Raw genomic sequence first — 19,887 nt, forward strand, 5'->3', positions numbered from 1 at the left:
ATCGCCCATAGAAAAGCCCGGCACAGGCCGGGCTTTTCACTCTGTGGCAGGGATCACAGCAGGCGGCTCTGGAAGCTGACCCGATCAAATCCGTAGATGTCGTTACGCAGTTGCTGGCGACCATTTTCGTCGATCCAGCTGCTCCAGTAGACGGTAAAGACCGGGATCGGCGTGGTGAGCGGCAACCATTTGGTCTGGCTCTCCTTGAGGATATTGGCCACCTTGTCCGGCTGATAGCGGGAGTCCGCCAACAACAGCTCGGCCAGATCGTCCGCATGTTCCACCCGGATGCAGCCCGAACTGAAGGCGCGCGCCCCCTGTTCGAACAGCGCCTTGCGCGGGGTGGAGTGCAGATAGATGGCGTCATTGTTGGGCAGGTAGAACTTGTAGCGCCCCAGAGCATTGTGATCCCCCGGCTTTTGCCGCAGGCGATAGGGGAAACCGGCGGCCAGCGCCTGATGCCACCCCTCTTCGGTGAACTGGACCGGATTGCCCTCGCTGTCGATCACCTCGAACTGCTCGCGACTCAGATAGGCGGGATCGCGACCCAGCTTGGGCAGGATGTCCTTGCTCAGGATGGAGCGCGGCACATGCCAGGAGGGGTTGAGCACGATGGAGCGAATTTCGCTGGCCAGAATGGGGGTGGCGCGCTGCTCCTTACCGACGATGACCCGGCTGGTAAACACCTCGTTGCCGGACTCCACCACGCTCAGGCGGTAGTCGGGAATATTGACCAGCACGTAGCGGCCACCGGCGAGTTGATCCACCAGATCGCGACGCCACAGGTTGCGCAGCAGCAGGCTGGCGCGCACTTGCGGGCCGGTATTGAGCCAGGAGCGGGTCTGACGACCGATAATGCCGTCCGCGGTGAGACCATGACGACGCTGGAACTGCTTGATGGCCTGCTCGGTATCACCATCGTAAATCTGATCACCATGGCTCGGGGCGCTGTCGCCCAGCTCGTTGAGCATGGCGCGGATTTGGCCGAGCTCGGCGGAGCTCTCTCCGGCACGCAGGGTCGGCATATCGAGGGTTGGCCACTTGCTGGCCATCGGCATCGCCAGCAGTTTGTGCACCTTGGCCCGCACCGCCTCGTATTCCGCCACCTGAGGGCGCAGGGATTTCACCTGGGTGAGCAGGTCATCATCGCTGGGTTGGGTCACTACAGGGCGGTTCAAATCGAGCTTGAGGGTCTTCATCTGCTCGCGAGAGACCAGATCCATCCCCCGCCAGGCGTGCTGGAAACGACTGAGCTTGGCAAAAATGTCGTCATAGATGGCGCCACGCTTGTCTGCTGGGGTGGCCTGCAGGCGCTTCCACAGCGTGAAAAAATCGGGATGCAGCTGGGCCAGCACAGCCTCTTGCAGCTGCTGCTCCAGCTCGACACGGGCCTGTTCGGCCTGACTGCCCTGATACCAGTCGTGTCCGGTTTCACTGGCCGCCACCACGACTTGTGCTTCGGTCGCATGTACCGCGCCAGCGGGCAAACATCCCAGCCACACCAGATTGGCAAGGGCCAGCCAATACTTCATCCCCATGGGTACCTCAAAACGGTTTGTTCACTCTGTCGGGCCTGACAAGCAGACCCGATGCTCAGGCCGCTCATGATGCGTGAACGGCCAATACTTTGCTAGCGCCCGGGGGCATAACGCTGCCAGATAATGTCATACGCATCTGTCTCCTTGAACCGCGCCAACGCCTGATTGAATTGTTGCAAGAATTGCGGCGAAAAGCTGCGCTTGCCCAACATAAAGAAGCTCGGCGATTCAGATACCACCATGGGATGGCTGGTGAACAGACCGCTCATCCCCTCCTTGTTAAGGGCGCTGGGGGTAGCCAGCATGTCACCAAGGAAACCGTCGATCCGGCCGCGGGCCAGCTTCTCATAATTTTGCTGGTCGCTCACCGCACTCACCTGTTTGGCATAGCGACCGAGCAGCGACATCACTTCATCGCCATAGAAGTACTCTTTGGTGACACCGAGGGAGTAACCACTGGCCAGCCAGCTCGCCAGATCCTGCTCGGGGTAGTGGCTGCCCTTGCGGATCCACAGCAAGGTGCGACCCGGATTGTAGGAGTCGGAAAACCAGGCATAACGAGCGCGCTCATCATTGATATTCGCCTCCATCGCCATGTCTATCTCGCCATGCTCCATTTCGTGCAGTACCCGCTTCCAGGGCAGCTCCACATAGTTGACCTTGCAGTGCATGGAAGTGAGCACAGCCGTCAGCACCTCGGCGGCATAACCGCGCACCTCTTGCGGTGAGTCGGCTTCGTAATAATGGTAGGGGGGCCAGTTATCGTAACCGACCTGAATGGGCTCGGGACACAGGGCCTTGGCCAATGCCATTGGCGCCCATAATCCAAGCAGCAGACAGCAAGAGAGCCACTTCATATGTCATCCTTGACGAATAGGTGAGTCATCATAAATCGCCCCCTGCAAAATGGCGATAGAGGCCAGATGACTATCGCATCCGCTAGAAAATGACGCAGCAAAGCGCTTCTATTTACCAATTGCCCTGCCGGAGCGCCACTGGCAACCTGCGCCCCGCCAGACCTGTTTAACCGGGAAACAGCAACGTTTGGAACAGGGGTAAAAAGGGGTTAATATGTGACCAAATATTTTTTTGTGATCCACTATGCTTTTTTTGCAATTGGATTAGCATATGCGCGACATCGGCCTACCCATTCTGTCAGGCATAGAGAGTGATATGACGTACAAAAAGTTCGGTTTTTTGACTGCCATTCTGGCGTTAAGCGGTTTTTATCTTTACACCCTCTATCTGGCTGCTCACCCCAACGTGAGCCTGGCCTACAAACTCTATTATCTGGAAGGCAAGACCCGCTTCTGGGAACACAACTCCAGCATGACCTATCAGCCGGGTAACGAGCTCAATCTGACCAAGCCAAGCCGCTTTCTATCCAGCGAAGGCTGGGCCAAGAAGCCGAGCGACGAAGGTACCCTGCTCAGCGGTCAGGGCGGTCTCTACTTTGTGCTGCCCAAGCAGGCGGCCAATCCGGATCAGCTGACCGTACAGGCCCGCATCAACAGCCCGGAAGCCGGTGCTCTGTTGAAAGTGGCGCTGGGTCACGACTTCACCACCACGGTGAAACTGGCCAAAGCGGGCATCAACGAAATCCGCCTCAGTCTGCCCGGCGACTCGCTCACGGCAGATCCCAAGCGCCCCAATTTTCTGGCGCTCTCGGCACCTACTCCCATCAATGTGCAGTCGGTACGTTTGACCGTAGCCCAGTGATCCTTGCCCCGAATACCATTTTATAAAAACAACTATCCCAAATAAGGACGTTCTTATGTCGCATCCAGATTTTCGACTCTCTCTGGTCGTTCCCGTTTACAACGAGGAAGAGAGCATCGATGCCTTCATCAACGCGATAGACAACGAACTGGCCCCGCTGAAAGACCAGCTTGAAATTGTATTCGTCAACGATGGCAGCCGTGACCGCACCCGTGAAGTGGTCGAGCAGGCCATCGCCCGCGATCCGCGCGTAACCCTGGTCAACCTGGCACGCAACTTCGGTAAAGAAGCGGCCCTGACCGCCGGTCTGCATCAGGCCAAAGGGGATGCCATCGTGCCGATGGACGTGGATCTGCAAGACCCGCCCGCCCTGATCCTGGAGTTCGTCAAACTGTGGCAGACCGGTGACTATGACACCGTCTACGGCATCCGCGTCGATCGCAGTGCCGATACCCCGATGAAGCGCCTGACTGCCGGTGGCTTCTACCGCTTCTTCAACGCCCTCTCCACCAGCACCAAGCTGCCGGAGAACGCCGGTGACTTCCGCCTGATCGACCGTCGCGTGGTCGAGGCGATCAAGCTGCTGCCCGAGCGCAACCGCTTCATGAAGGGTCTGTTTGCCTGGGCCGGTTTCCGTGCCGTTGGCGTCCCCTACGAGCGCCCGGCCCGTCACGCCGGTGAAACCAAATTCAACTACTGGAAACTGTGGAACTTCGCGCTCGACGGTCTGCTCAGCTTCTCCAGCTGGCCGCTGCGGGTCTGGAGCTATGTGGGTGTCGGCGTCTCCTTCGTCGCCTTCCTCTACATCCTCAAGATCGTGACCCAGGTGGTCTTCTTCGGCATCGACGTGCCCGGTTACGCCTCCCTGATGTCCGTAGTGCTGTTCCTCGGCGGTATCCAGCTGCTGTCGCTCGGCATCATCGGCGAGTACATCGGCCGCATGTTCGTGGAAGTGAAACAGCGCCCGGTCTACCTCATTGAAGGGGTCTATGGCCAGTATGCCAAGCAGGATGCGGCCAAACCGCAGAGCGCTGACAGCAACCCGCAAGATCAGCAGGAGCAGGCGCCTCAATGATCTCCCGCGAGGAATTCTGGCGGCTGGTACGTTTCGGTTTTGTCGGCGGGGGTGCTACCCTCGTCGACCTTGGCACCTCCATCGCACTGTTTCATACCTGGCCCACCATCTCGGAGCACCTGGTTACCACGCTGGCTTTTGCCATCGCATTCTGGTTCTCCTTCTTTGGTCACCGCTACATCACCTTCCAGAAGCAGGGAGCCGCCAGCAAGTTTCTGCTGGTTGCCCTCTTCTCGCTGGCGGTGTGTAACCTGATCCTGAGCGGCCTGCTGTTTGCGGGGCTCTCCGGTCTGCTGCCGGTGGTCATCGCCACCCTGACCGTTACCGTCCTCACTTACGTTCTCTCTCGAGTCTGGGTTTTTGCCTGATGAATGATATGACCAATACTGCCCCGCTAACCGGGGCTGCACTCCCCTATCGCCCGTCACTGCGCATCAGCGGTCGTGACTGGCTGATGATCATCGCCGCCTTCATGCTGAGCCGGGTGACGCTGTATGGCATGGGCTACTTCGGTGTCCAGCTCTATGGCTCCCCCGACATCGGCCCGCTGCAGGCCTATTGTCAGTTCGACTGCGTCTGGTTCCAGCGCATCATCGAAAATGGCTACGATCTCTACCCGCGCTGGCTGAGCAAGGGCAATGCGGCCAACTGGGCCTTTATGCCGCTCTATCCGATGGTCTCCGGTGCCATCTCCAACCTGTTCAATGTCGAGAGCCTGATCGGCCTCATTATTGTTACCAATATCTCCTTCTTCGCCAGCCTGCCGCTGATGCTGCTGGTGTTGCGTCAGCTCAAGCTGGGGGACGATACCGCCCGCTTCGGCGTCTGGCTGCTCGCCTTCTCCCCCTTCTCCGCCTACTTCGTCTCCGGTTATACCGAGTCGACCTTTATGGCGCTGATGCTGGGGATGTTCCTGTTCGCCTATCGAGAGCAGTGGCTGATGGTGGCCGTGCTGGGGGTCTGTATCTCCGCCACCCGCAACCTGGGGGTGATGATGGTCTTCCCGGTGCTGATCCTGGCGCTGCAGGCCTACGGCTGGCGGGAATTTTTCCGCTTCACCGAGCGCGCCTTCAAGGTGGTGTTCACCCTCTGGATGATCCCCTTTGGCCTGTTCGCCTACATGGTCTACCTCTATCACCTGACCGGTGATGCGATGGCGTTCAAGCACATTCAGGTGGCCTGGGGTCGCTACATGGACAGCCCGCTGGACTGGTGGCTGAGCGGTTTCGAGCTGGGCGGCCGCAAGGCTTACCTCTCCATCATGGTGATCTTCGGCTGGTGCCTGAACGGCTACCTGTTCAGCCAGAAGCGCTGGGCCGAAGCGACCCTGATGTTCATCTGCTGCACCATCCCGCTGATGACCGGCCTCAACGCCATGCCGCGCTATATGTTCGGGCTCTACCCGACCCTGCTGGCCATCATTCTGCTGACCCATCGCTGGCCCGCTATCCGCCCTGCTGTGCTCTGCATCAGCGGCATGGTGGCCTCCTTCATCGCGGTGGCCTTCGTCAACTTCAAGTTCTTCACCGTCTGATGTGACGACGATGCCTGACACACCAAATGCCGGTCACCTGACCGGCATTTTTTTATGGCCGCTATTTTTATCGACAGAGCGTCCCTCTCCTCTCCGTCACACTTTCCTCGGCTTGAAAACGTAACCATTTGAACTGATGTCACAAATCGGCATTTTGCCGATCCAAGGCGCGCTTTGCTGCTCCTAGAATGGGCCCTTGTCCGAACTGCCCTGCTCAAGGAATGGCTTATGCGTCGTGCTCATCACTTATCCCCTCTCTGGCTCGCCCTGCTGGCCGCCCCTCTGTTCACCCAACAGGCGCTGGCCGCTCCCGAGGTTCGCCTCTATGTGGATGGTCAACCGGTCGCGACCCCGATCGCGCTGGACAAGGGCACGGTGGAGCTGACCCATCCCCTTGCCAAGGGGAGCCACCAGATCCGCATCAGCGACGCAGGCAACAGTTGCGGCACCAGCTTTGGCCCGAACGAGAGCAAGCCACTCCCCTTCGGCACCGCCCAGCCCATGGACAAATGCAGCAAGGATCAAAGCTTTACCCTGCGGGTGATGCTGGCCGGGGAGTATCAGTTCAGCTTCAACCCAGATACCCCCAGCCTCAAGGTGCTGCGGGCGACCAAGAAGAGCGAATTCAAACGCCAGCCACCACAAGAGCCCTGCATCAGCTGGGATGGCGGCCCGGTCACGGTGTCGCTCAAAGGGGTCTGGCCCGACGGCACCCGACTGCGGGATGTCTACTCGAAACAGGAGGCGGTGGTCAAACAGGGCAAGCTGACCCTGACCCCGAGCAAAGAGAGCGGCGGCCTGCTGCTGCTCGAGCCGGTCAAGGCAGCCAAGCCAGCACCATTTAGCTGGGATCAGGCGAGCGTCTATTTCCTGCTGACCGATCGCTTCCACAATGGTGACCCCGCCAACGACCACAGCTTCGGCCGCCAGAAGGATGGACAGGATGAGGTGGCCACCTGGCACGGCGGCGACTTCAAGGGGCTGACCGAGAAGCTCGACTACATCAAGAGCCTCGGCATGAACGCCATCTGGATCACCCCCATGGTGGAGCAGGTTCACGGCTTTATCGGCGGTGGCGAGCAAGGCAACTTCCCTTTCTACGCCTACCACGGCTACTGGGCGCTCGACTTCACCAAGATTGACCCCAACTACGGCGATGAAGAGAGCCTGAAAACCCTGGTGGACGAGGCCCACAAGCGCGGCATGCGGATCATCCTCGACGTGGTGATGAACCACGCCGGTTACGCCACCCTCGCCGATCTGCAAGATCTGGGGCTCACCGATCTCACCCAGAACAGCGGCAAACTGCCGACCGTCTGGAACCAGTGGCGACCGAGCGGCGGCCTCAACTGGCATGGCTACAACCAGTTCATCGACTATCAATCACCCGCGTGGAACAAGTGGTGGAGTGGTGACTGGGTGCGCGCCGGTCTGCCCGGCTACCCACAGCCAGGCACCGACGATGTGACCGGCTCGGTGGCGGGTCTGCCGGACTTTCTCACCGAATCGACCAAACCGGTAGGGCTGCCGCCGTTGCTGGCGGCGAAAAAGGATACACTCGCCAAGGCACTGCCCGATGCTACCGTGAGCGACTACCTGATCGCCTGGCACACCGACTGGGTGCGCCGCTTTGGCATCGACGGCTTCCGCGCCGACACCGTCAAGCATTTGGAGCCCGAAGTGTGGGCCAAGCTCAAGCAGGCGGGCACCGCTGCACTCAAGGAGTGGAAGACCAACAACCCGAGCAAGGCCCTCGACGATCTGCCCTTCTACATGGTGGGTGAGGTGTGGGATCACGGGGTGGCCAAGGATTTCTGGTATCAGAACGGTTTCGACTCCCTGATCAACTTCGACTATCAGCGCGAGTTCGCCCTGCCCCAGGCCCAGTGCATGGCCAGCGCCGAGCCCACCTATGCCAGCTACGCCAGCCGCATCAATCAGGATCCCGAGTTCAACGTGTTGAGCTACATCAGCTCCCACGACACCAAGCTGTTCTTTGGCGACTATCAGGATGTGCCGCTACAGCGCCGGGTCGCCAACAGCTTTATGCTGCTGCCGGGCGGCATCCAGCTCTACTACGGCGACGAGTCCGGCCGCGGGCTCGCCAAGGATGGCGGGGTGTTCGATCAAGGCTTGCGCTCCGACATGAACTGGCAGGAGCTGGCCAGCGGAGACAAGGCCGAGTTGGTCAAGCACTGGCAGCAACTGGGCCAGTTCCGCGCCGCCCATCCGGCCATTGCGGCAGGCAGCCACCAGAAACTCTCGGATGCCCCCTACGCCTTCGTGCGGGAGAAGGGGGATGACAAGGTGGTGGTGGTCTTTGCCGGTCGGCAGAAGTAACTCTTGGGCCATATATACCAGCAACAGAGAGGGGAGCCACTGGCTCTCCTCTCTCGTTTATCTATCTGCCAAGGTTCACTGTGACTGGCGCGCCGCCACCGGCCACTGCAACCGCGCCTTGAGCAGGGTCTCCTGCCACAGAGGCCAAAAGAGCAGCGCCTGCTGATAGGCTCCGGACTGACCGGGCAACAGGATGCCGTAGCTGGCCAGCCGATAGGCCATCACGGCATAGAAGGCGTCGACAATGCCCGCCTCGCCAAAGTAGAAGGGGCCCCGCGCCTGCGACCAGATCTCCTGCAAGCGAGCCAGCTCACCGACCGCCTCCACCGGGGGATCGATACGGGTTGGCGCCCCAAGAAAAAAGGGGAGCAGAGAACGGATCTGCCGAAATCCCGCGTGCAACTCGGCGCAGAGGCTGCGAGCCAGTGCCCGCTCGGCCAGGAAAACGGGATAGAGCTGACGGTCGGGACAGAGCTCGTGAACATATTCGGCGATGGCCAGCGAGTCGTGAACCCGCACGCCATCGTGTTCGAGCCAGGGCACCAAACCGGCCGGTGCCAGCCGCTTGAGCCGCGCCAGCGACTTGGCATCCTCCAGATCGAACACCTGCTCCTGCCATGTCAGCCCGCTCATGGCGAGCACCAGTGCTGCCCGCATCGCCCAGGTGGAGCCGGTGCCCACCGCCAATACCAAGGATCCCATCTGTTGCCTCCTGCATGAGTTGCCTGCGACCGGCCGGTCTGCCCTTGATGGCAAAACATCCGATGGTCGCTTCACATTTGCACACCGGCGGGTTTGACCCTCTTGGTGAGCGATGCTAGTTTGATTTTTCAAAACAATCAGTTAGCAACAATGTGAGCCATTAACCGAAATATGGACAGCCAATTTACCATCGTCATCGCAGATGACCACCCCCTGTTTCGGGGCGCCCTTTACCAAGCGGTGCACATGGCCATCAACGACGCTCAATTGCTGGAAGCGGACTCCATCGACAGCCTGACCAGCCTGCTCGGCGAGCACCCCGAAGTTGACCTGTTGCTGCTCGATCTCAAGATGCCGGGGGCCAACGGCTTCGAGGGGCTGGCCCACCTGCGCGGCCAGTATCCCGACCTGCCCATCGTGGTGGTCTCCGCCTCGGAAGATGCGGCCATCATCCAGCAGGTGTTGCGGCTCGGAGCGCTCGGCTTTATTCCCAAGTCGGTGCCGATGAAGGAGCTGGTCAACGCCCTCAATACGGTGATCGGGGGGGATAACTGGGTGCCGGAAGGCATCTCGCTCCATCCCGAATCGGAAGATGGCCCCGATTTCGCCAGCAAGCTGGCCAGCCTCACCCCCCAGCAATACAAGGTGCTGATCATGCTGCGCGACGGCAGCCTCAACAAACAGATCGCCTGGGAGCTCAACGTCTCCGAGGCCACCATCAAGGCGCATATCACCGCCATCTTCAGAAAACTGGGGGTCAAGAACCGCACTCAGGCGGTTATCGCCCTGCAACAGCTCGATATCAAGGAGAGCTGAAACCCGCGCGCAATGACACGCACGAGACGACATAGCCAGCCATGCTGGCTATTTGTTGCTCGACAATTAGCACGATCGTACTTTATGCTGCCAGCATCAACGAGGAGAGAGTGATGAGCAAGGGGCGCCTGACCCGGGAAAACATTTTGCAGACTGCCTTTGAGCAGGCGAGCCAGCAAGGGCTGGAGAGCCTGACCATCGGCTCGCTGGCCAGCGCCTGCGAAATGTCGAAAAGCGGCCTGTTTGCCCACTTTCAATCCCGCGACAATCTGCAGATCGCCGTGCTGGAGTACGCCGCAGAGGTGTTCCGGCTGCGGGTGATCCAGCCGGTACGCCAGCAGGAGCACCAAAGCCAGCACGACAAGCTGATCGCCCTGCTGCGGGCCTGGCAGGCGTGGAACCACTGCTTCGCCGGACGCTGCATGTTCCTCGATGCCTGGACCTCGGCGCAGGATGGCCATGAGCAAAAGAGCCTAGTGCAGCAAGCCGCCCGGCAACTGGTGCGCTTCTGGCTCGACTATCTGGCCCGTCAGGTGGAGCAAGGTCAGGCCGCAGGCGAGTGGCGACAGGGGATGGATCCCTGGCGCGCCGTTTACCGTCTCTATGGCCTCTATCTGGCGGATCAGGTGTTCAACGATCTCGAACTGTGTCAGGATCCGGCCCGCCACTTCTGGCCCGAGGTGGACGCTCTGCTGAGCAGCTGGCGCTGATGTTTTGGCATCCGTTCAACACTAATTTTTAAAAACCGACAAAAAAGCACGACCGTTCGCACATAAAAACCACAGGATGACCATGAGCAGCAAGATCTACTTCAACACCCGCCGCTTCAGCCCGAGCAAATGGCTGCTGGGGATAGGCACCCGGTTGTACCACAGACTCGCCCCCACCCATGCCAAGCGTACCGCCAGCAAGTTGCTGCTCACCCCCCAGCGCAACCAGCGGGATGACCACGAACCTGCCGGTCTGGTGAAGCAGGCCGTCCATACCAGCGAAGGGGTATTGATGAGCTATCGGCTCGGTCAGGGGCCGCTGTGGCTACTGATGCACGGCTGGTCCGGCAGCGCCAGCCAGTTCTATCCGCTGATGAGCCATATCGCCGCGCAGGGTTTCACCGCCATTGCCTACGATCATCCGGCCCACGGCCAGAGCGCAGGCAACACAGGCCACCTGCCCCGCTTCGTACGCGCCTTCGACGAGCTGGCAACCAGGCTGGCCAGCGAAGCAGGTCAGCTGCACGGGGTCATCGCCCATAGCATGGGGGGCACCGTCACCCTCTCCAGCCGTCAGCCGGGTATCGATACCCTGCCGCTGCTGTTGATTTCGCCGGTGCTCGACTATGTGCCCCAGCTCTACGGCATGGTGGCGCGCTCCGGCTACTCCATCCGGTTGTTCGATGCGGTGGTCAAGGAGATTGAGCAAGAGTACCAGCACCCCTTGAGCACGGTCGACCCGCTGGGTCGCCTCGCCAGTCGCAGCGGTGCGGCAATAATCGTGCATGACGAGGAGGACAGATTTGCCCCGCACGGCGATTCCTTGCGGGCCAGTCAGGATGGTCATACCCGGCTGGTAAGCACCCGGGGTCTGGGCCACGGTCGCATTCTTGCCAGTGCCCCGGTATTCGCCGCCTTCGATCAGCTGGCGCGGCCGGAAAATCCTCACCAAGCCCTTTGACATGGGGCCATGAAAAAAACGGGCAAGCGCCCGTTTTTATATTTGATACAGCGCCTTATAGTTAACTTGTCAGTGGGAACATTCTTGTCAGAACACGATAAGGCGCCAGCATATGGCCAGACCCAATACAGCGTTGTTGCTCACCGGTGGCGGTGCTCGCGCCGCCTACCAGGTCGGCGCCCTCAAAGCGATTGCGGAGCTCTACCCGCGCAATCTCGGCATCCCTTTTCCCATCCTGTGTGGCACCTCGGCGGGGGCCATCAATGTCACCGCACTGGCCTGCTACGCCTCCTGCTTCCATCTGGGGGTGCGCAAGCTGGAGTGGGTCTGGCGCCGCTTCGAGACTCACCACATCTTCGATTTTCACCCGGGGCGCCTGCTGTGGCGGCTGATGTACGAGGGGTCAGCGGGGCTAATCAATCCCCATACCAACCACGCCTTTCACCTCTTTGACAACGCGCCGCTGCACCGCCTGCTGGATCAACTCATCGACTATCACCGCATCGATGACAACATCCTCTACGGCAGTCTGGAGGCGCTGGCCATCACGGCGTCGGATTACGATGACGGCCTATCCACCACCTTTTTTCAGGGGCGGGCCGACCACCATCCTTGGGAGCGGGCCAGACGTCGCGGGGTGCGCACCGTGCTTACATCGGAGCACCTGCTCGCCTCCTCGGCGTTGCCCTTTGTCTTTCCGGCCACCCGGATCGGCGAGAAGTTCTACGGCGACGGTTCCATCCACCAGCTGAGCCCGCTCAGCCCCGCCATCCATCTGGGTGCGGAGCGAATCCTGCTGATCACCCTGGATCCGCCAGCGCACTCGGCACCGACCCATCACCACGGCCATCTCACCAGTTCCAATATCGCCAGCCATCTGCTCGATACGGTCTTTACCGACACCCTCAACTCCGATCTGGAGCGGCTGTGGCGCATCAACCAGACTCTGGATCTTATCCCTGAGCGAGAGCGCAATCGCCTCAAGCTGAAACGGGTGGAGACCTGCGTGCTGAAACCGAGTCAGGATCTCGACACCATCGCACTGGCCTACCTGCGCAAACTGCCGCTAAAGTTGCGCCGCCTGTTGCGGGTGCTGGGCGTGAAGGGGGATGAGACCAGCAGTCTGGCGAGCTTTCTGATGTTCTATCCGGGTTATTGCCAACAGCTGATCAAGCTGGGCTATCAGGACACTCTGAGGGAGCGGGAGAGAGTCGTCGCCTTCCTCGATATCGAAGGGCTACCAAAAGAGCGGGAGTAAAGGGGGCGGCCGATGAGTGCGAGGGGACTCAGCGCCCCTCCAGCAAACGCTGCTCCGCCTGCTCCATCGCCACCACGGTACCAAACAGGATCAGCCGATCACCGGCCGCCAGCACCAGCTCGGGTCTGGGTTCCAGACTCTGATCCCCGCGCTGCACCTCCTTGATCCGCACCTCATCAAGCGGCAACTCGCGCACTTCACGGCCTACCGCCCACGCCTGATCGTGCAGCAAAAGCGGATGGAGGCGTTCGAGCAGCTGATCTGCCTCCAGATTACTGGCACTCTGATCCCCCCAGTAGAAGCCGTGCAGGAAGCGATACTGGCTGCTGCGCTCCAGCTCCATCCGGCGGATCACCCGACCGATGGGGATATCGCAGTTGAGCAGCAGGTGGGAGACCAGCATCAGGGCCCCCTCTTGGGATTCGGGGATCACCTCAAACGCCCCCGCCTGCTTGTACTGCTCCAGAAAACTGTCATCCCGGGTACGTACCAGCACCTTGAGATCCCCCGCCAGTTCGCGGATCAGTGCCAGCATCGCCTCCACCCGCTTGCGATCATCGAAGGTGATGATCACCAGCCGCGCCCGCAGCAATCCGGCGGCCAGCAGAATATCGCGGCGGCTGGCATCGCCGAAGGCCACCTGCTCCCCCGCCAGCTTGGCCTCGCTCACCCGCTCGGGGTCGAGGTCTAGGGCCAGAAAGGGGATCTCCTCGATCTTGAGAAAGCGGGCACAGGTCTGCCCCGCTCGGCCAAAGCCGGCGATGATGACATGCTGGTTTTTGCTCAGGCCCGACTGTGCCACCTCGGAGCGAGTCAGCAGCGCCGGATCGGTCAGGCTGCGGGCCAGCGAATGGGCCTGGGTCACCAGCCAAGGGGTCATGGCGATGGAGATGATGCCGATGCCGATCAGCAGGGAGACCAGTTGCTGATCCAGCAAGCCGTGGTGGAGCGCCAGCGCCAGCAGCACGAAGCCGAACTCCCCCACCTGACTGAGCATGATGCCGGCGGCCATGCTGTCGCGCTTTCGCTCCCCCATCAGCCGCCCGGCCAGCAGTACCAGCAGGGATTTGCACAGCACCAGCAGCACCACGCAGATCAGCACCTGCCACCAAGCCCGCGCCACCAGCTCCCACTCCATGGCCATGCCGATGGTGATAAAGAAGAGACCCATCAGCACATCGCGAAAGGGCTTGATGTCTACCTCAAGCTGATGACGGTAGTGGGACTCCCCCAACATCATCCCCGCCAGAAACGCCCCCAGCGCCATCGACAGCCCGAGCGAATGGGTCATGTAGGCAGCCAGCAGCGCCACCAGCAGGGCACTCAGTACAAACAGCTCGTCGGAGCGGGCCCGCGCCACCTCGTGAAACAGCAGCGGCAGCAACCACTTGCCCACCGCCAGCAGAGTGAAGAGAGCAAACAGCCCCTTGAGGGTGGCCCAGGCGATCTCGGCGGCCAAAGCGCTGCCCTGCACTTCCGGCTGGGCGAGGATAGGGATCATCACCAGCAGGGGCACCACCGCCAGATCCTGAAACAGCAGCACGCTCACCCCCAGCTGGGCGCGGCGGGTATGGAGCTGCTTCTGCTCGCCGAGCTGCTTGATCACCACCGCCGTCGAGGAGAGCGCCAGCGTCCCCGCCACCACCAGCGACTGGGCCAGACCCAACCCCCACCACCAGCCGATGGCGAAGAAAAGCAGTGACGTGAGCAGCACCTGCAACATCCCGACCCCCAACACCAATCGGCGCATCGCCAGTAATTTCGGCAGGGAGAACTCCAGCCCCAGCGAGAACATCAGAAAGACGATCCCGAGCTCGGCAATGGTCTGCATGATCGACTGGCCGGTGATCACCGCCAGCCCGTGGGGGCCGAGCAATACGCCGGCAATCAGGTAGGCGAGGATGACCGGCAAGCCGAGGCGCCGGAAAGTTGCCACCAGCAGGACGGCGGCGAACAGCAGGATCAACAGGTCGGTGTACAAATTTCCCTCTCCTTTTATCGACTTAAGCTTAGTCAGCCGATCTGGCGGGCAGGAAAGATATATTGGGCATGCCAATTGCAGGGAGGAGACAGTAGTCAGGTGTTACAGGTGGAAGACCATGGAAAATACGTCGTCACTTAATGGCTTTAGCCATGGCATCGAGCAGTGGGTTCGCCAGATGGAGCGGCTCACGCCGTTGCCCAGCGTTGAACGCAACCAGTTGCTCGAGCAGTTGTTGGGGCAGAGCGATCTCGGCGATCTGCTGACAACTTTTGCCGATCGTGCGGCAAGAATTGTCAGGATCCACGGTCTCTACCTCGATTGTGGCCAGCCCCATGTGCTGATCCAGCACCCGCCGCTGGCCACCCTCAACCTGCACAACTATCCGTTCGAACTGCGCGGTCAGCATGGCCAGCTGCTCGGCCAGCTCCACTACGAGCTGGAACATCCGATGAGCGGCAGCCAGCAACGGGTACTGATGCAATACCATCAGCTGCTCTGCCTGCTGCTCCCCCTCTATCTGCGGCTGGAAAAACTGGATCAGCTGGTCCGGCTCGATCACCTGACCGGCCTTGGCAACCGCTCCTACTTTGACGAGGCCATCGGTCGCGCCATCGAACAGCACAGCCGCGAGCCCCACGGTCTGGTGCTGGTGCTGCTGGATCTCGATCGCTTCAAGCAGATCAATGACACCTGGGGTCATCCGGTGGGGGATCTGGTGCTGAGCCGCTTCGCCCAGCTGCTCAAGGGGTGTATCCGCAGCACGGATCAAGCCTTCCGGCTCGGGGGAGATGAATTTGCCCTGCTGCTGCAACCGGCCGAACCCGAGGCGTGGCGCCCGGTCTGGCTGCGACTGCAGCACATGTTGATGACCAACAAGGAGCTCAGCACCTTCTCGGTCGGATGCAGCCTTGGCGCCGCCAGCTGGCAATCCGGGGTCGATGTGCCGAGCCTCTACGAGGCGGCCGACAGTCACCTCTACGCCCGCAAGAAAGCAGGCAAGGCCAGCCCTAACGAATAATCCCGAACTCTTCTTTGCTCCGGCACATGCGCGCCATGTGACCGGAGCTTCTTTTTTTGGGGTCCCCGCTCACACCGATCACCTCAGGAAAGATCCTGCTCGGGCAAAACCGGGGCGGCACCGCTTCCCTGCCAGTGGCACACCAGCCCGGCCCCCTGCGCCATAAAACCGTCGCAGACAAAGAGCCCCACTACCGCCGCCGCCTGCTCGCCATAGTAGAGGATGGGGATGCGCCCCCGCTGCCACGAAGGCACGCCATACTCCTGCAGCAGCTTCTTCATCCGCCGACTACCGCCCCGTCCCACCGGTTTGAGGGGGATCCCGGGCGCCACCTGAAAGCGCACCGAGAGCGGCTCGTCCGCTCGGGGGGAACGCAACAGCCCATCGCCGCACTCCGCCATGCGTACCACCAGCTCACCCAGCCCGTCCGGCAGGGTCAGCGGCTCACCCACGGTCAGCGGCAACACCTGATGACAGGGTTGCAGGTCAGGGCTCACCAGATAAAGCCGCTCCTGAAAACGGCGGCAGCTCTGGCGCCCCCAGTTGAGCCGGGGATTGGCATCGCCGCGCGCCAGCGCTACCTCCTGCCACAGCCGGGCAAGCTGCTCACGGGATGGCATCTCGCCCCCCTGACGGCGGATCCAGTAGCGCAGCAGGTTGTTGCGCCGAGTCGGTGAAAGGGCGTGTAAGGGGCCGATATGGAGCGCCTCCCCCTCGCCCGCCAGCTGCCAGTCGCTCTCGGCCAGCTCATCCAGCAGCGCCTCCTGCTCGGCGCACAGGGCCATGCTGCGCGCAGCGGTCTGGGCCATGGCTGGCCAGCGCGCCTTGAGCTGGGGGATAAGTGTCTGGCGCAAAAAGTTGCGGTCATAACTCACGTCCAGATTGCTCTCATCCTCCACCCAGCCAAAGGGGAGGCTCGCTGCCGCCTCGGCCAGCTCGGCGCGACTCATATCGAGCAGCGGCCGCAGCAACAGGCCGCCAGCAAAGGGCTGGCTTGGCAAAATCCCCGCCAGCCCGCGCAGACCGGCGCCGCGCTTGAGGGCCAGCAGTAGGGTCTCCAGCTGATCGTCCTGATGGTGGGCGGTGAGCAGCCACTCCCCCTCCCGCATCCGGGCGGTCAGCCGTTGGTAACGGGCGGTGCGGGCCTGCGCCTCCAGACTCTCGCCATTGCCGCGGGCCAGAGTCACTCGCTCGACCAGCAGCTCCACCGCCAATTGCTGACACACGGCTTCACAATGAGCGACCCACTCATCGGCATGGGGGCTGAGGCCGTGGTGCACGTGCAGGGCGCGAAGTGGCAGGCTGTGCTCGCGGGCATACTGCGCCGCCAGTACCAGCAGCAGGGTGGAGTCGAGGCCGCCACTGAAGGCCACCAGCAGACCGGTGGAACCTTCCGGCGCTGGCATAGTCAGACAAAAGCGAGAATAAAGATGAGAAATCATAGGCTTCCCCAAAACGGACCGGCCGATCTTAGCAGAGTCGGGCTTATCAAGCTGCAACCCTGCTGCTAGAGTGAGGCTCGCCCGCCCTCTCCACCAAGCTGGCCGCAAGGCGGTCGCACAACCGGTTGGAGCAAGGAAGATGGGCAGGGAAGCAAACAATCCGAATTGGAATCAAACAAGATGAACAATAAGAAAAGCTTACTGGCCGGCCTGATTGGACTGGCACTGCTGGCTGGCTGCAGTCAGGCACCGCAAGACTCCCCCAAACACTCCGGGCTGGCGCTGGCCAATATGGACACCCAGGTCAAACCCGGCGATGACTTCTTCCGTTACGTCAATGGCAAGTGGCTCGCCACCGCCAAGATCCCCGACGATCGCCCCGCCGATGGCGCCTTCTACATGCTGCGGGACAAATCCCTCGCCGATGTGCGGGTGCTGGTCGAGGGGCTGGCCAAGCAGGAGGCCGCCACCGGCACGCCGACCCAGCAGATCCGCGATCTCTACGCCAGCTATCTGGATCAGGCAGGCCGTGACGCCAAGGGGCTCACCCCGCTGGCAACGGCGCTGACCGATATCGACCGGATCGGTGATCAGGCTGCGCTGGCCCGCGCCTTTGCCCAGTCGGGCCGCATGGGCGGCGGCGCGCCGTTCGGCATCTGGATCGACGCCGATGCCAAGTCCCCCGACCGCTATGCGGTCTACCTCTATCAGGGGGGACTGGGGCTGCCGGATCGGGACTACTACCTCAAGCAGGATCCCGAGAGTCAGGCCCTGCGCCAGAAGTACCAGCAGCATATCGCCGCCATGCTGAGCCGCCTCGGTGAGTCTGACCCGAGCGGCAAGGCCAAACGGATTCTGGCCCTCGAAACCCGGCTCGCCACCATCCAGTGGGACAACGTCGCCCTGCGGGATCGGGAGAAGAACTACAACAAGCGCCCCGCCAGCGAACTGGCAGGGCTCGCCCCCCATCTCGACTGGCAGGCTTATCTCAATGCCGCGGGCATTGCTGGCCAGCCGGAGCTCATTATCGGTCAGCCAACCTATCTGAGCGCGCTGGATCAGGTGATGGCCCAGACTCCCATCGCCGACTGGCAGGCCTACCTCAAGTGGCAACTGCTGACCGATTACGCCCCCTATCTTGACAGCGAGACCGACCGCGCCAACTTCGCCTTCTACGGCACCACATTGAGCGGCACGCCCAAGCAGCGGGCCAGCTGGGAGCGGGCGCTCGGGGTGCTGAACGATCATCTGGGTGAAGCGGTCGGCCAGCTCTATGTGGCCCGCTACTTCCCGCCTGCGGCCAAGGAGCGGATGGAGCAGCTGGTGGAGAACCTGCGCACCGCCTACGGCCAGAGCATCAAGGAGCTCGACTGGATGTCGCCCGAGACCAAGGCGCAGGCCCTTGAGAAGCTGGCCAAGTTCCGCCCCAAGATCGGCTACCCCGACAAGTGGAAGGATTACAGCGCCATCACCATCAAACCGGATGATCTGGTGGGCAACCTGCAACGCTCGCAAGCCTTTGAATACGCAGACAGTCTGGCGCGCCTCGGCAAGCCGGTCGACCGGGACGAGTGGCACATGTCGCCGCAAACAGTGAACGCCTACTACAACCCGAGCAACAACGAGATCGTCTTCCCGGCGGCCATTTTGCAGCCCCCCTTCTTCGACATGACGGCGGATGATGCGGTCAACTACGGCGCCATCGGCGGGGTGATCGGCCACGAGATGGGCCACGGTTTTGATGATCAGGGGGCCAAATCCGACGGCGACGGCATGATGCGCGACTGGTGGACACCGCAGGATCTCAAGGAGTTCCGCTTCCGCACCAGCCGTCTGGTGGCCCAGTACAACCGCTTCGAGCCCATCAACGGCCAGTTCGTCAACGGCCAGTTTACCCTGGGGGAGAACATCGGCGATCTGGGCGGCCTCACCATAGCTCACAAGGCCTACGAGCTGTCGCTCGATGGCAAGGAGGCGCCGGTGCTGGATGGCTTTACCGGCGAACAGCGCTTCTTCCTCGGCTGGGCGCAGGTGTGGAAGGGGATGTATCGCCCCGAGCTGATGCAGATGCTGCTGCGCTCCGACCCCCACTCGCCGCCCGAGTACCGGGTCAACGGCGTGGTGCCGAACATTCCCGCCTTCTACGAGGCATTCAACATCCAGCCGGGGGACAAGCTCTATCTGCCGCCCCAGAAGCGGGTGAAGATCTGGTAGCAACATCACGGCAGGCTCCCCGGGAGCCCGCACTCAAGAGACAGCAAGAGGTTGCAAGATGAACAGAGCATTGATGATGGCAGGGCTGCTGACCCTGCCGCTGGCGGCACAAACACAAGCCGAAGAGGGATTTAGCAAGCAACTGACCCTCCCCTCTGGGCAGGTGATCAGGGTAGCGCAGGGGGCCGGTGAGCCCGCCTCCATCGGCAGCTATGACGTGCGACTCTATTCGGGTCAGAACGCCCAGTTTCCACTGGATGAGTTTCAGGATGGCAAGGTGATGTCTCGCAACGGCTTTATCCGGGAGCTGAAACTGGTCGATTTGAATGGCGACAAGCAGCCCGAGCTGGTGGTCATCATCGAGAGCGCGGGCAGCGGCAGCTATCAGGATGCCGATGCCTACACTGTCAGTCCGCAAGGGGAGCTGGAGATCTTCAATCAGGTCAAGGAGCTGGAGCCCAAAGAGGATGTGGTCAAAGCGCTCAAAAGCCCGCAGGACTAAGCCCTCTCCCCGAATCTGAAATATAAAAAGCCCTGATGATCAGGGCTTTGTTGTTTCTGCTGTTGACGCAAATA

General features: G+C 61.3%; 17 protein-coding genes. 12 read left to right on the forward strand and 5 right to left on the reverse strand.

All coding sequences use genetic code 11. The features are described from left to right. Window positions 1–53 precede the first annotated feature (53 nt). Window positions 54–1,538 carry a L,D-transpeptidase family protein gene (locus ACTG2O_RS20235; RefSeq protein WP_040066667.1) on the reverse strand — a complete coding sequence of 495 codons (1,485 nt, stop codon included), beginning with the start codon at window positions 1,536–1,538 and terminating at the stop codon, window positions 54–56. Between the two features lie 92 nt (window positions 1,539–1,630). After that, window positions 1,631–2,395 (reverse strand): substrate-binding periplasmic protein, encoded by a 765-nt coding sequence (locus ACTG2O_RS20240; protein WP_279489000.1) that lies wholly within the window; start codon window positions 2,393–2,395, stop codon window positions 1,631–1,633. Window positions 2,396–2,711: 316 nt separating this feature from the next. Here ACTG2O_RS20240 and ACTG2O_RS20245 point away from each other — a divergent pair, with 316 nt between their 5' ends. The 5 genes from ACTG2O_RS20245 to ACTG2O_RS20265 all read left to right on the forward strand — a co-directional run bounded on the left by ACTG2O_RS20245 (window position 2,712) and on the right by ACTG2O_RS20265 (window position 8,206). Continuing rightward, on the forward strand, window positions 2,712–3,257 hold the full coding sequence (locus ACTG2O_RS20245) for a hypothetical protein (protein WP_041202288.1): 546 nt from the start codon (window positions 2,712–2,714) through the stop codon (window positions 3,255–3,257). Window positions 3,258–3,312: 55 nt separating this feature from the next. Beyond that, window positions 3,313–4,332: a glycosyltransferase family 2 protein gene (locus tag ACTG2O_RS20250; protein WP_184232612.1), complete on the forward strand. Its 1,020-nt coding sequence runs from the start codon at window positions 3,313–3,315 to the stop codon at window positions 4,330–4,332. Next, window positions 4,329–4,700 (forward strand): GtrA family protein, encoded by a 372-nt coding sequence (locus ACTG2O_RS20255; RefSeq protein ID WP_439976549.1) that lies wholly within the window; start codon window positions 4,329–4,331, stop codon window positions 4,698–4,700. The genes ACTG2O_RS20250 and ACTG2O_RS20255 overlap by 4 nt, the downstream gene beginning before the upstream one ends. Beyond that, window positions 4,700–5,866, forward strand: a complete 1,167-nt coding sequence (locus ACTG2O_RS20260; RefSeq protein ID WP_236285303.1) for a hypothetical protein — start codon at window positions 4,700–4,702, stop codon at window positions 5,864–5,866. The genes ACTG2O_RS20255 and ACTG2O_RS20260 overlap by 1 nt, the downstream gene beginning before the upstream one ends. Before the next feature lie 228 nt (window positions 5,867–6,094). Continuing rightward, window positions 6,095–8,206: an alpha-amylase gene (locus tag ACTG2O_RS20265; RefSeq protein WP_439976550.1), complete on the forward strand. Its 2,112-nt coding sequence runs from the start codon at window positions 6,095–6,097 to the stop codon at window positions 8,204–8,206. A 75-nt stretch (window positions 8,207–8,281) separates the two neighbouring features. On the opposite strand, the gene ACTG2O_RS20270 is transcribed toward ACTG2O_RS20265, so the two are convergent. After that, window positions 8,282–8,908 carry a glutathione S-transferase N-terminal domain-containing protein gene (locus ACTG2O_RS20270; protein WP_439976551.1) on the reverse strand — a complete coding sequence of 209 codons (627 nt, stop codon included), beginning with the start codon at window positions 8,906–8,908 and terminating at the stop codon, window positions 8,282–8,284. 171 nt (window positions 8,909–9,079) lie between these two features. On the opposite strand from ACTG2O_RS20270, the gene ACTG2O_RS20275 reads away from it, so the two are divergent. From ACTG2O_RS20275 to ACTG2O_RS20290, 4 genes are all read left to right on the forward strand, one after another. Further along, window positions 9,080–9,724 carry a response regulator gene (locus ACTG2O_RS20275; RefSeq protein WP_005338467.1) on the forward strand — a complete coding sequence of 215 codons (645 nt, stop codon included), beginning with the start codon at window positions 9,080–9,082 and terminating at the stop codon, window positions 9,722–9,724. Between the two features lie 113 nt (window positions 9,725–9,837). Next, on the forward strand, window positions 9,838–10,434 hold the full coding sequence (locus ACTG2O_RS20280) for a TetR/AcrR family transcriptional regulator (RefSeq protein WP_236285300.1): 597 nt from the start codon (window positions 9,838–9,840) through the stop codon (window positions 10,432–10,434). A gap of 82 nt (window positions 10,435–10,516) precedes the next feature. Further along, the gene (locus tag ACTG2O_RS20285) at window positions 10,517–11,395 is read left to right on the forward strand and encodes an alpha/beta hydrolase (protein ID WP_439976552.1); all 879 of its coding nucleotides are present in this window, start codon (window positions 10,517–10,519) and stop codon (window positions 11,393–11,395) included. A gap of 112 nt (window positions 11,396–11,507) precedes the next feature. Continuing rightward, the gene (locus tag ACTG2O_RS20290; RefSeq protein ID WP_005347843.1) at window positions 11,508–12,653 is read left to right on the forward strand and encodes a patatin-like phospholipase family protein; all 1,146 of its coding nucleotides are present in this window, start codon (window positions 11,508–11,510) and stop codon (window positions 12,651–12,653) included. 28 nt (window positions 12,654–12,681) lie between these two features. Here ACTG2O_RS20290 and ACTG2O_RS20295 read toward each other — a convergent pair whose 3' ends face one another. After that, a complete protein-coding gene (locus tag ACTG2O_RS20295) occupies window positions 12,682–14,634 on the reverse strand; it encodes a monovalent cation:proton antiporter family protein (protein WP_005338473.1) in 1,953 nt (650 codons plus the stop codon). Window positions 14,635–14,752: 118 nt separating this feature from the next. Here ACTG2O_RS20295 and ACTG2O_RS20300 point away from each other — a divergent pair, with 118 nt between their 5' ends. Further along, window positions 14,753–15,655: a GGDEF domain-containing protein gene (locus ACTG2O_RS20300; RefSeq protein WP_076492864.1), complete on the forward strand. Its 903-nt coding sequence runs from the start codon at window positions 14,753–14,755 to the stop codon at window positions 15,653–15,655. 83 nt (window positions 15,656–15,738) lie between these two features. Here ACTG2O_RS20300 and tilS read toward each other — a convergent pair whose 3' ends face one another. Beyond that, window positions 15,739–17,097: a tRNA lysidine(34) synthetase TilS gene (tilS, locus tag ACTG2O_RS20305; RefSeq protein WP_439976553.1), complete on the reverse strand. Its 1,359-nt coding sequence runs from the start codon at window positions 17,095–17,097 to the stop codon at window positions 15,739–15,741. Between the two features lie 180 nt (window positions 17,098–17,277). Here tilS and ACTG2O_RS20310 point away from each other — a divergent pair, with 180 nt between their 5' ends. Continuing rightward, window positions 17,278–19,311 (forward strand): M13 family metallopeptidase, encoded by a 2,034-nt coding sequence (locus ACTG2O_RS20310; RefSeq protein WP_439976554.1) that lies wholly within the window; start codon window positions 17,278–17,280, stop codon window positions 19,309–19,311. Between the two features lie 58 nt (window positions 19,312–19,369). Then, the gene (locus ACTG2O_RS20315; protein ID WP_439976555.1) at window positions 19,370–19,813 is read left to right on the forward strand and encodes a PliI family lysozyme inhibitor of I-type lysozyme; all 444 of its coding nucleotides are present in this window, start codon (window positions 19,370–19,372) and stop codon (window positions 19,811–19,813) included. Window positions 19,814–19,887: the final 74 nt, after the last annotated feature.

This window comes from Aeromonas sp. 61P, assembly GCF_051919545.1.
In the GTDB taxonomy this organism is placed as follows: domain Bacteria; phylum Pseudomonadota; class Gammaproteobacteria; order Enterobacterales; family Aeromonadaceae; genus Aeromonas; species Aeromonas veronii.

Excerpts from the sequence above, each read along its gene's own strand:
- ACTG2O_RS20235 (WP_040066667.1), bottom strand. The coding sequence starts at position 1,538 with ATGGGGATGAAGTATTGGCTGGCCCTTGCCAATCTGGTGTGGCTGGGA.
- ACTG2O_RS20240 (WP_279489000.1), bottom strand. The coding sequence starts at position 2,395 with ATGAAGTGGCTCTCTTGCTGTCTGCTGCTTGGATTATGGGCGCCAATG.
- ACTG2O_RS20245 (WP_041202288.1), top strand. The coding sequence starts at position 2,712 with ATGACGTACAAAAAGTTCGGTTTTTTGACTGCCATTCTGGCGTTAAGC.
- ACTG2O_RS20250 (WP_184232612.1), top strand. The coding sequence starts at position 3,313 with ATGTCGCATCCAGATTTTCGACTCTCTCTGGTCGTTCCCGTTTACAAC.
- ACTG2O_RS20255 (WP_439976549.1), top strand. The coding sequence starts at position 4,329 with ATGATCTCCCGCGAGGAATTCTGGCGGCTGGTACGTTTCGGTTTTGTC.
- ACTG2O_RS20260 (WP_236285303.1), top strand. The coding sequence starts at position 4,700 with ATGAATGATATGACCAATACTGCCCCGCTAACCGGGGCTGCACTCCCC.
- ACTG2O_RS20265 (WP_439976550.1), top strand. The coding sequence starts at position 6,095 with ATGCGTCGTGCTCATCACTTATCCCCTCTCTGGCTCGCCCTGCTGGCC.
- ACTG2O_RS20270 (WP_439976551.1), bottom strand. The coding sequence starts at position 8,908 with ATGGGATCCTTGGTATTGGCGGTGGGCACCGGCTCCACCTGGGCGATG.
- ACTG2O_RS20275 (WP_005338467.1), top strand. The coding sequence starts at position 9,080 with ATGGACAGCCAATTTACCATCGTCATCGCAGATGACCACCCCCTGTTT.
- ACTG2O_RS20280 (WP_236285300.1), top strand. The coding sequence starts at position 9,838 with ATGAGCAAGGGGCGCCTGACCCGGGAAAACATTTTGCAGACTGCCTTT.
- ACTG2O_RS20285 (WP_439976552.1), top strand. The coding sequence starts at position 10,517 with ATGAGCAGCAAGATCTACTTCAACACCCGCCGCTTCAGCCCGAGCAAA.
- ACTG2O_RS20290 (WP_005347843.1), top strand. The coding sequence starts at position 11,508 with ATGGCCAGACCCAATACAGCGTTGTTGCTCACCGGTGGCGGTGCTCGC.
- ACTG2O_RS20300 (WP_076492864.1), top strand. The coding sequence starts at position 14,753 with ATGGAAAATACGTCGTCACTTAATGGCTTTAGCCATGGCATCGAGCAG.
- tilS (WP_439976553.1), bottom strand. The coding sequence starts at position 17,097 with ATGATTTCTCATCTTTATTCTCGCTTTTGTCTGACTATGCCAGCGCCG.
- ACTG2O_RS20310 (WP_439976554.1), top strand. The coding sequence starts at position 17,278 with ATGAACAATAAGAAAAGCTTACTGGCCGGCCTGATTGGACTGGCACTG.
- ACTG2O_RS20315 (WP_439976555.1), top strand. The coding sequence starts at position 19,370 with ATGAACAGAGCATTGATGATGGCAGGGCTGCTGACCCTGCCGCTGGCG.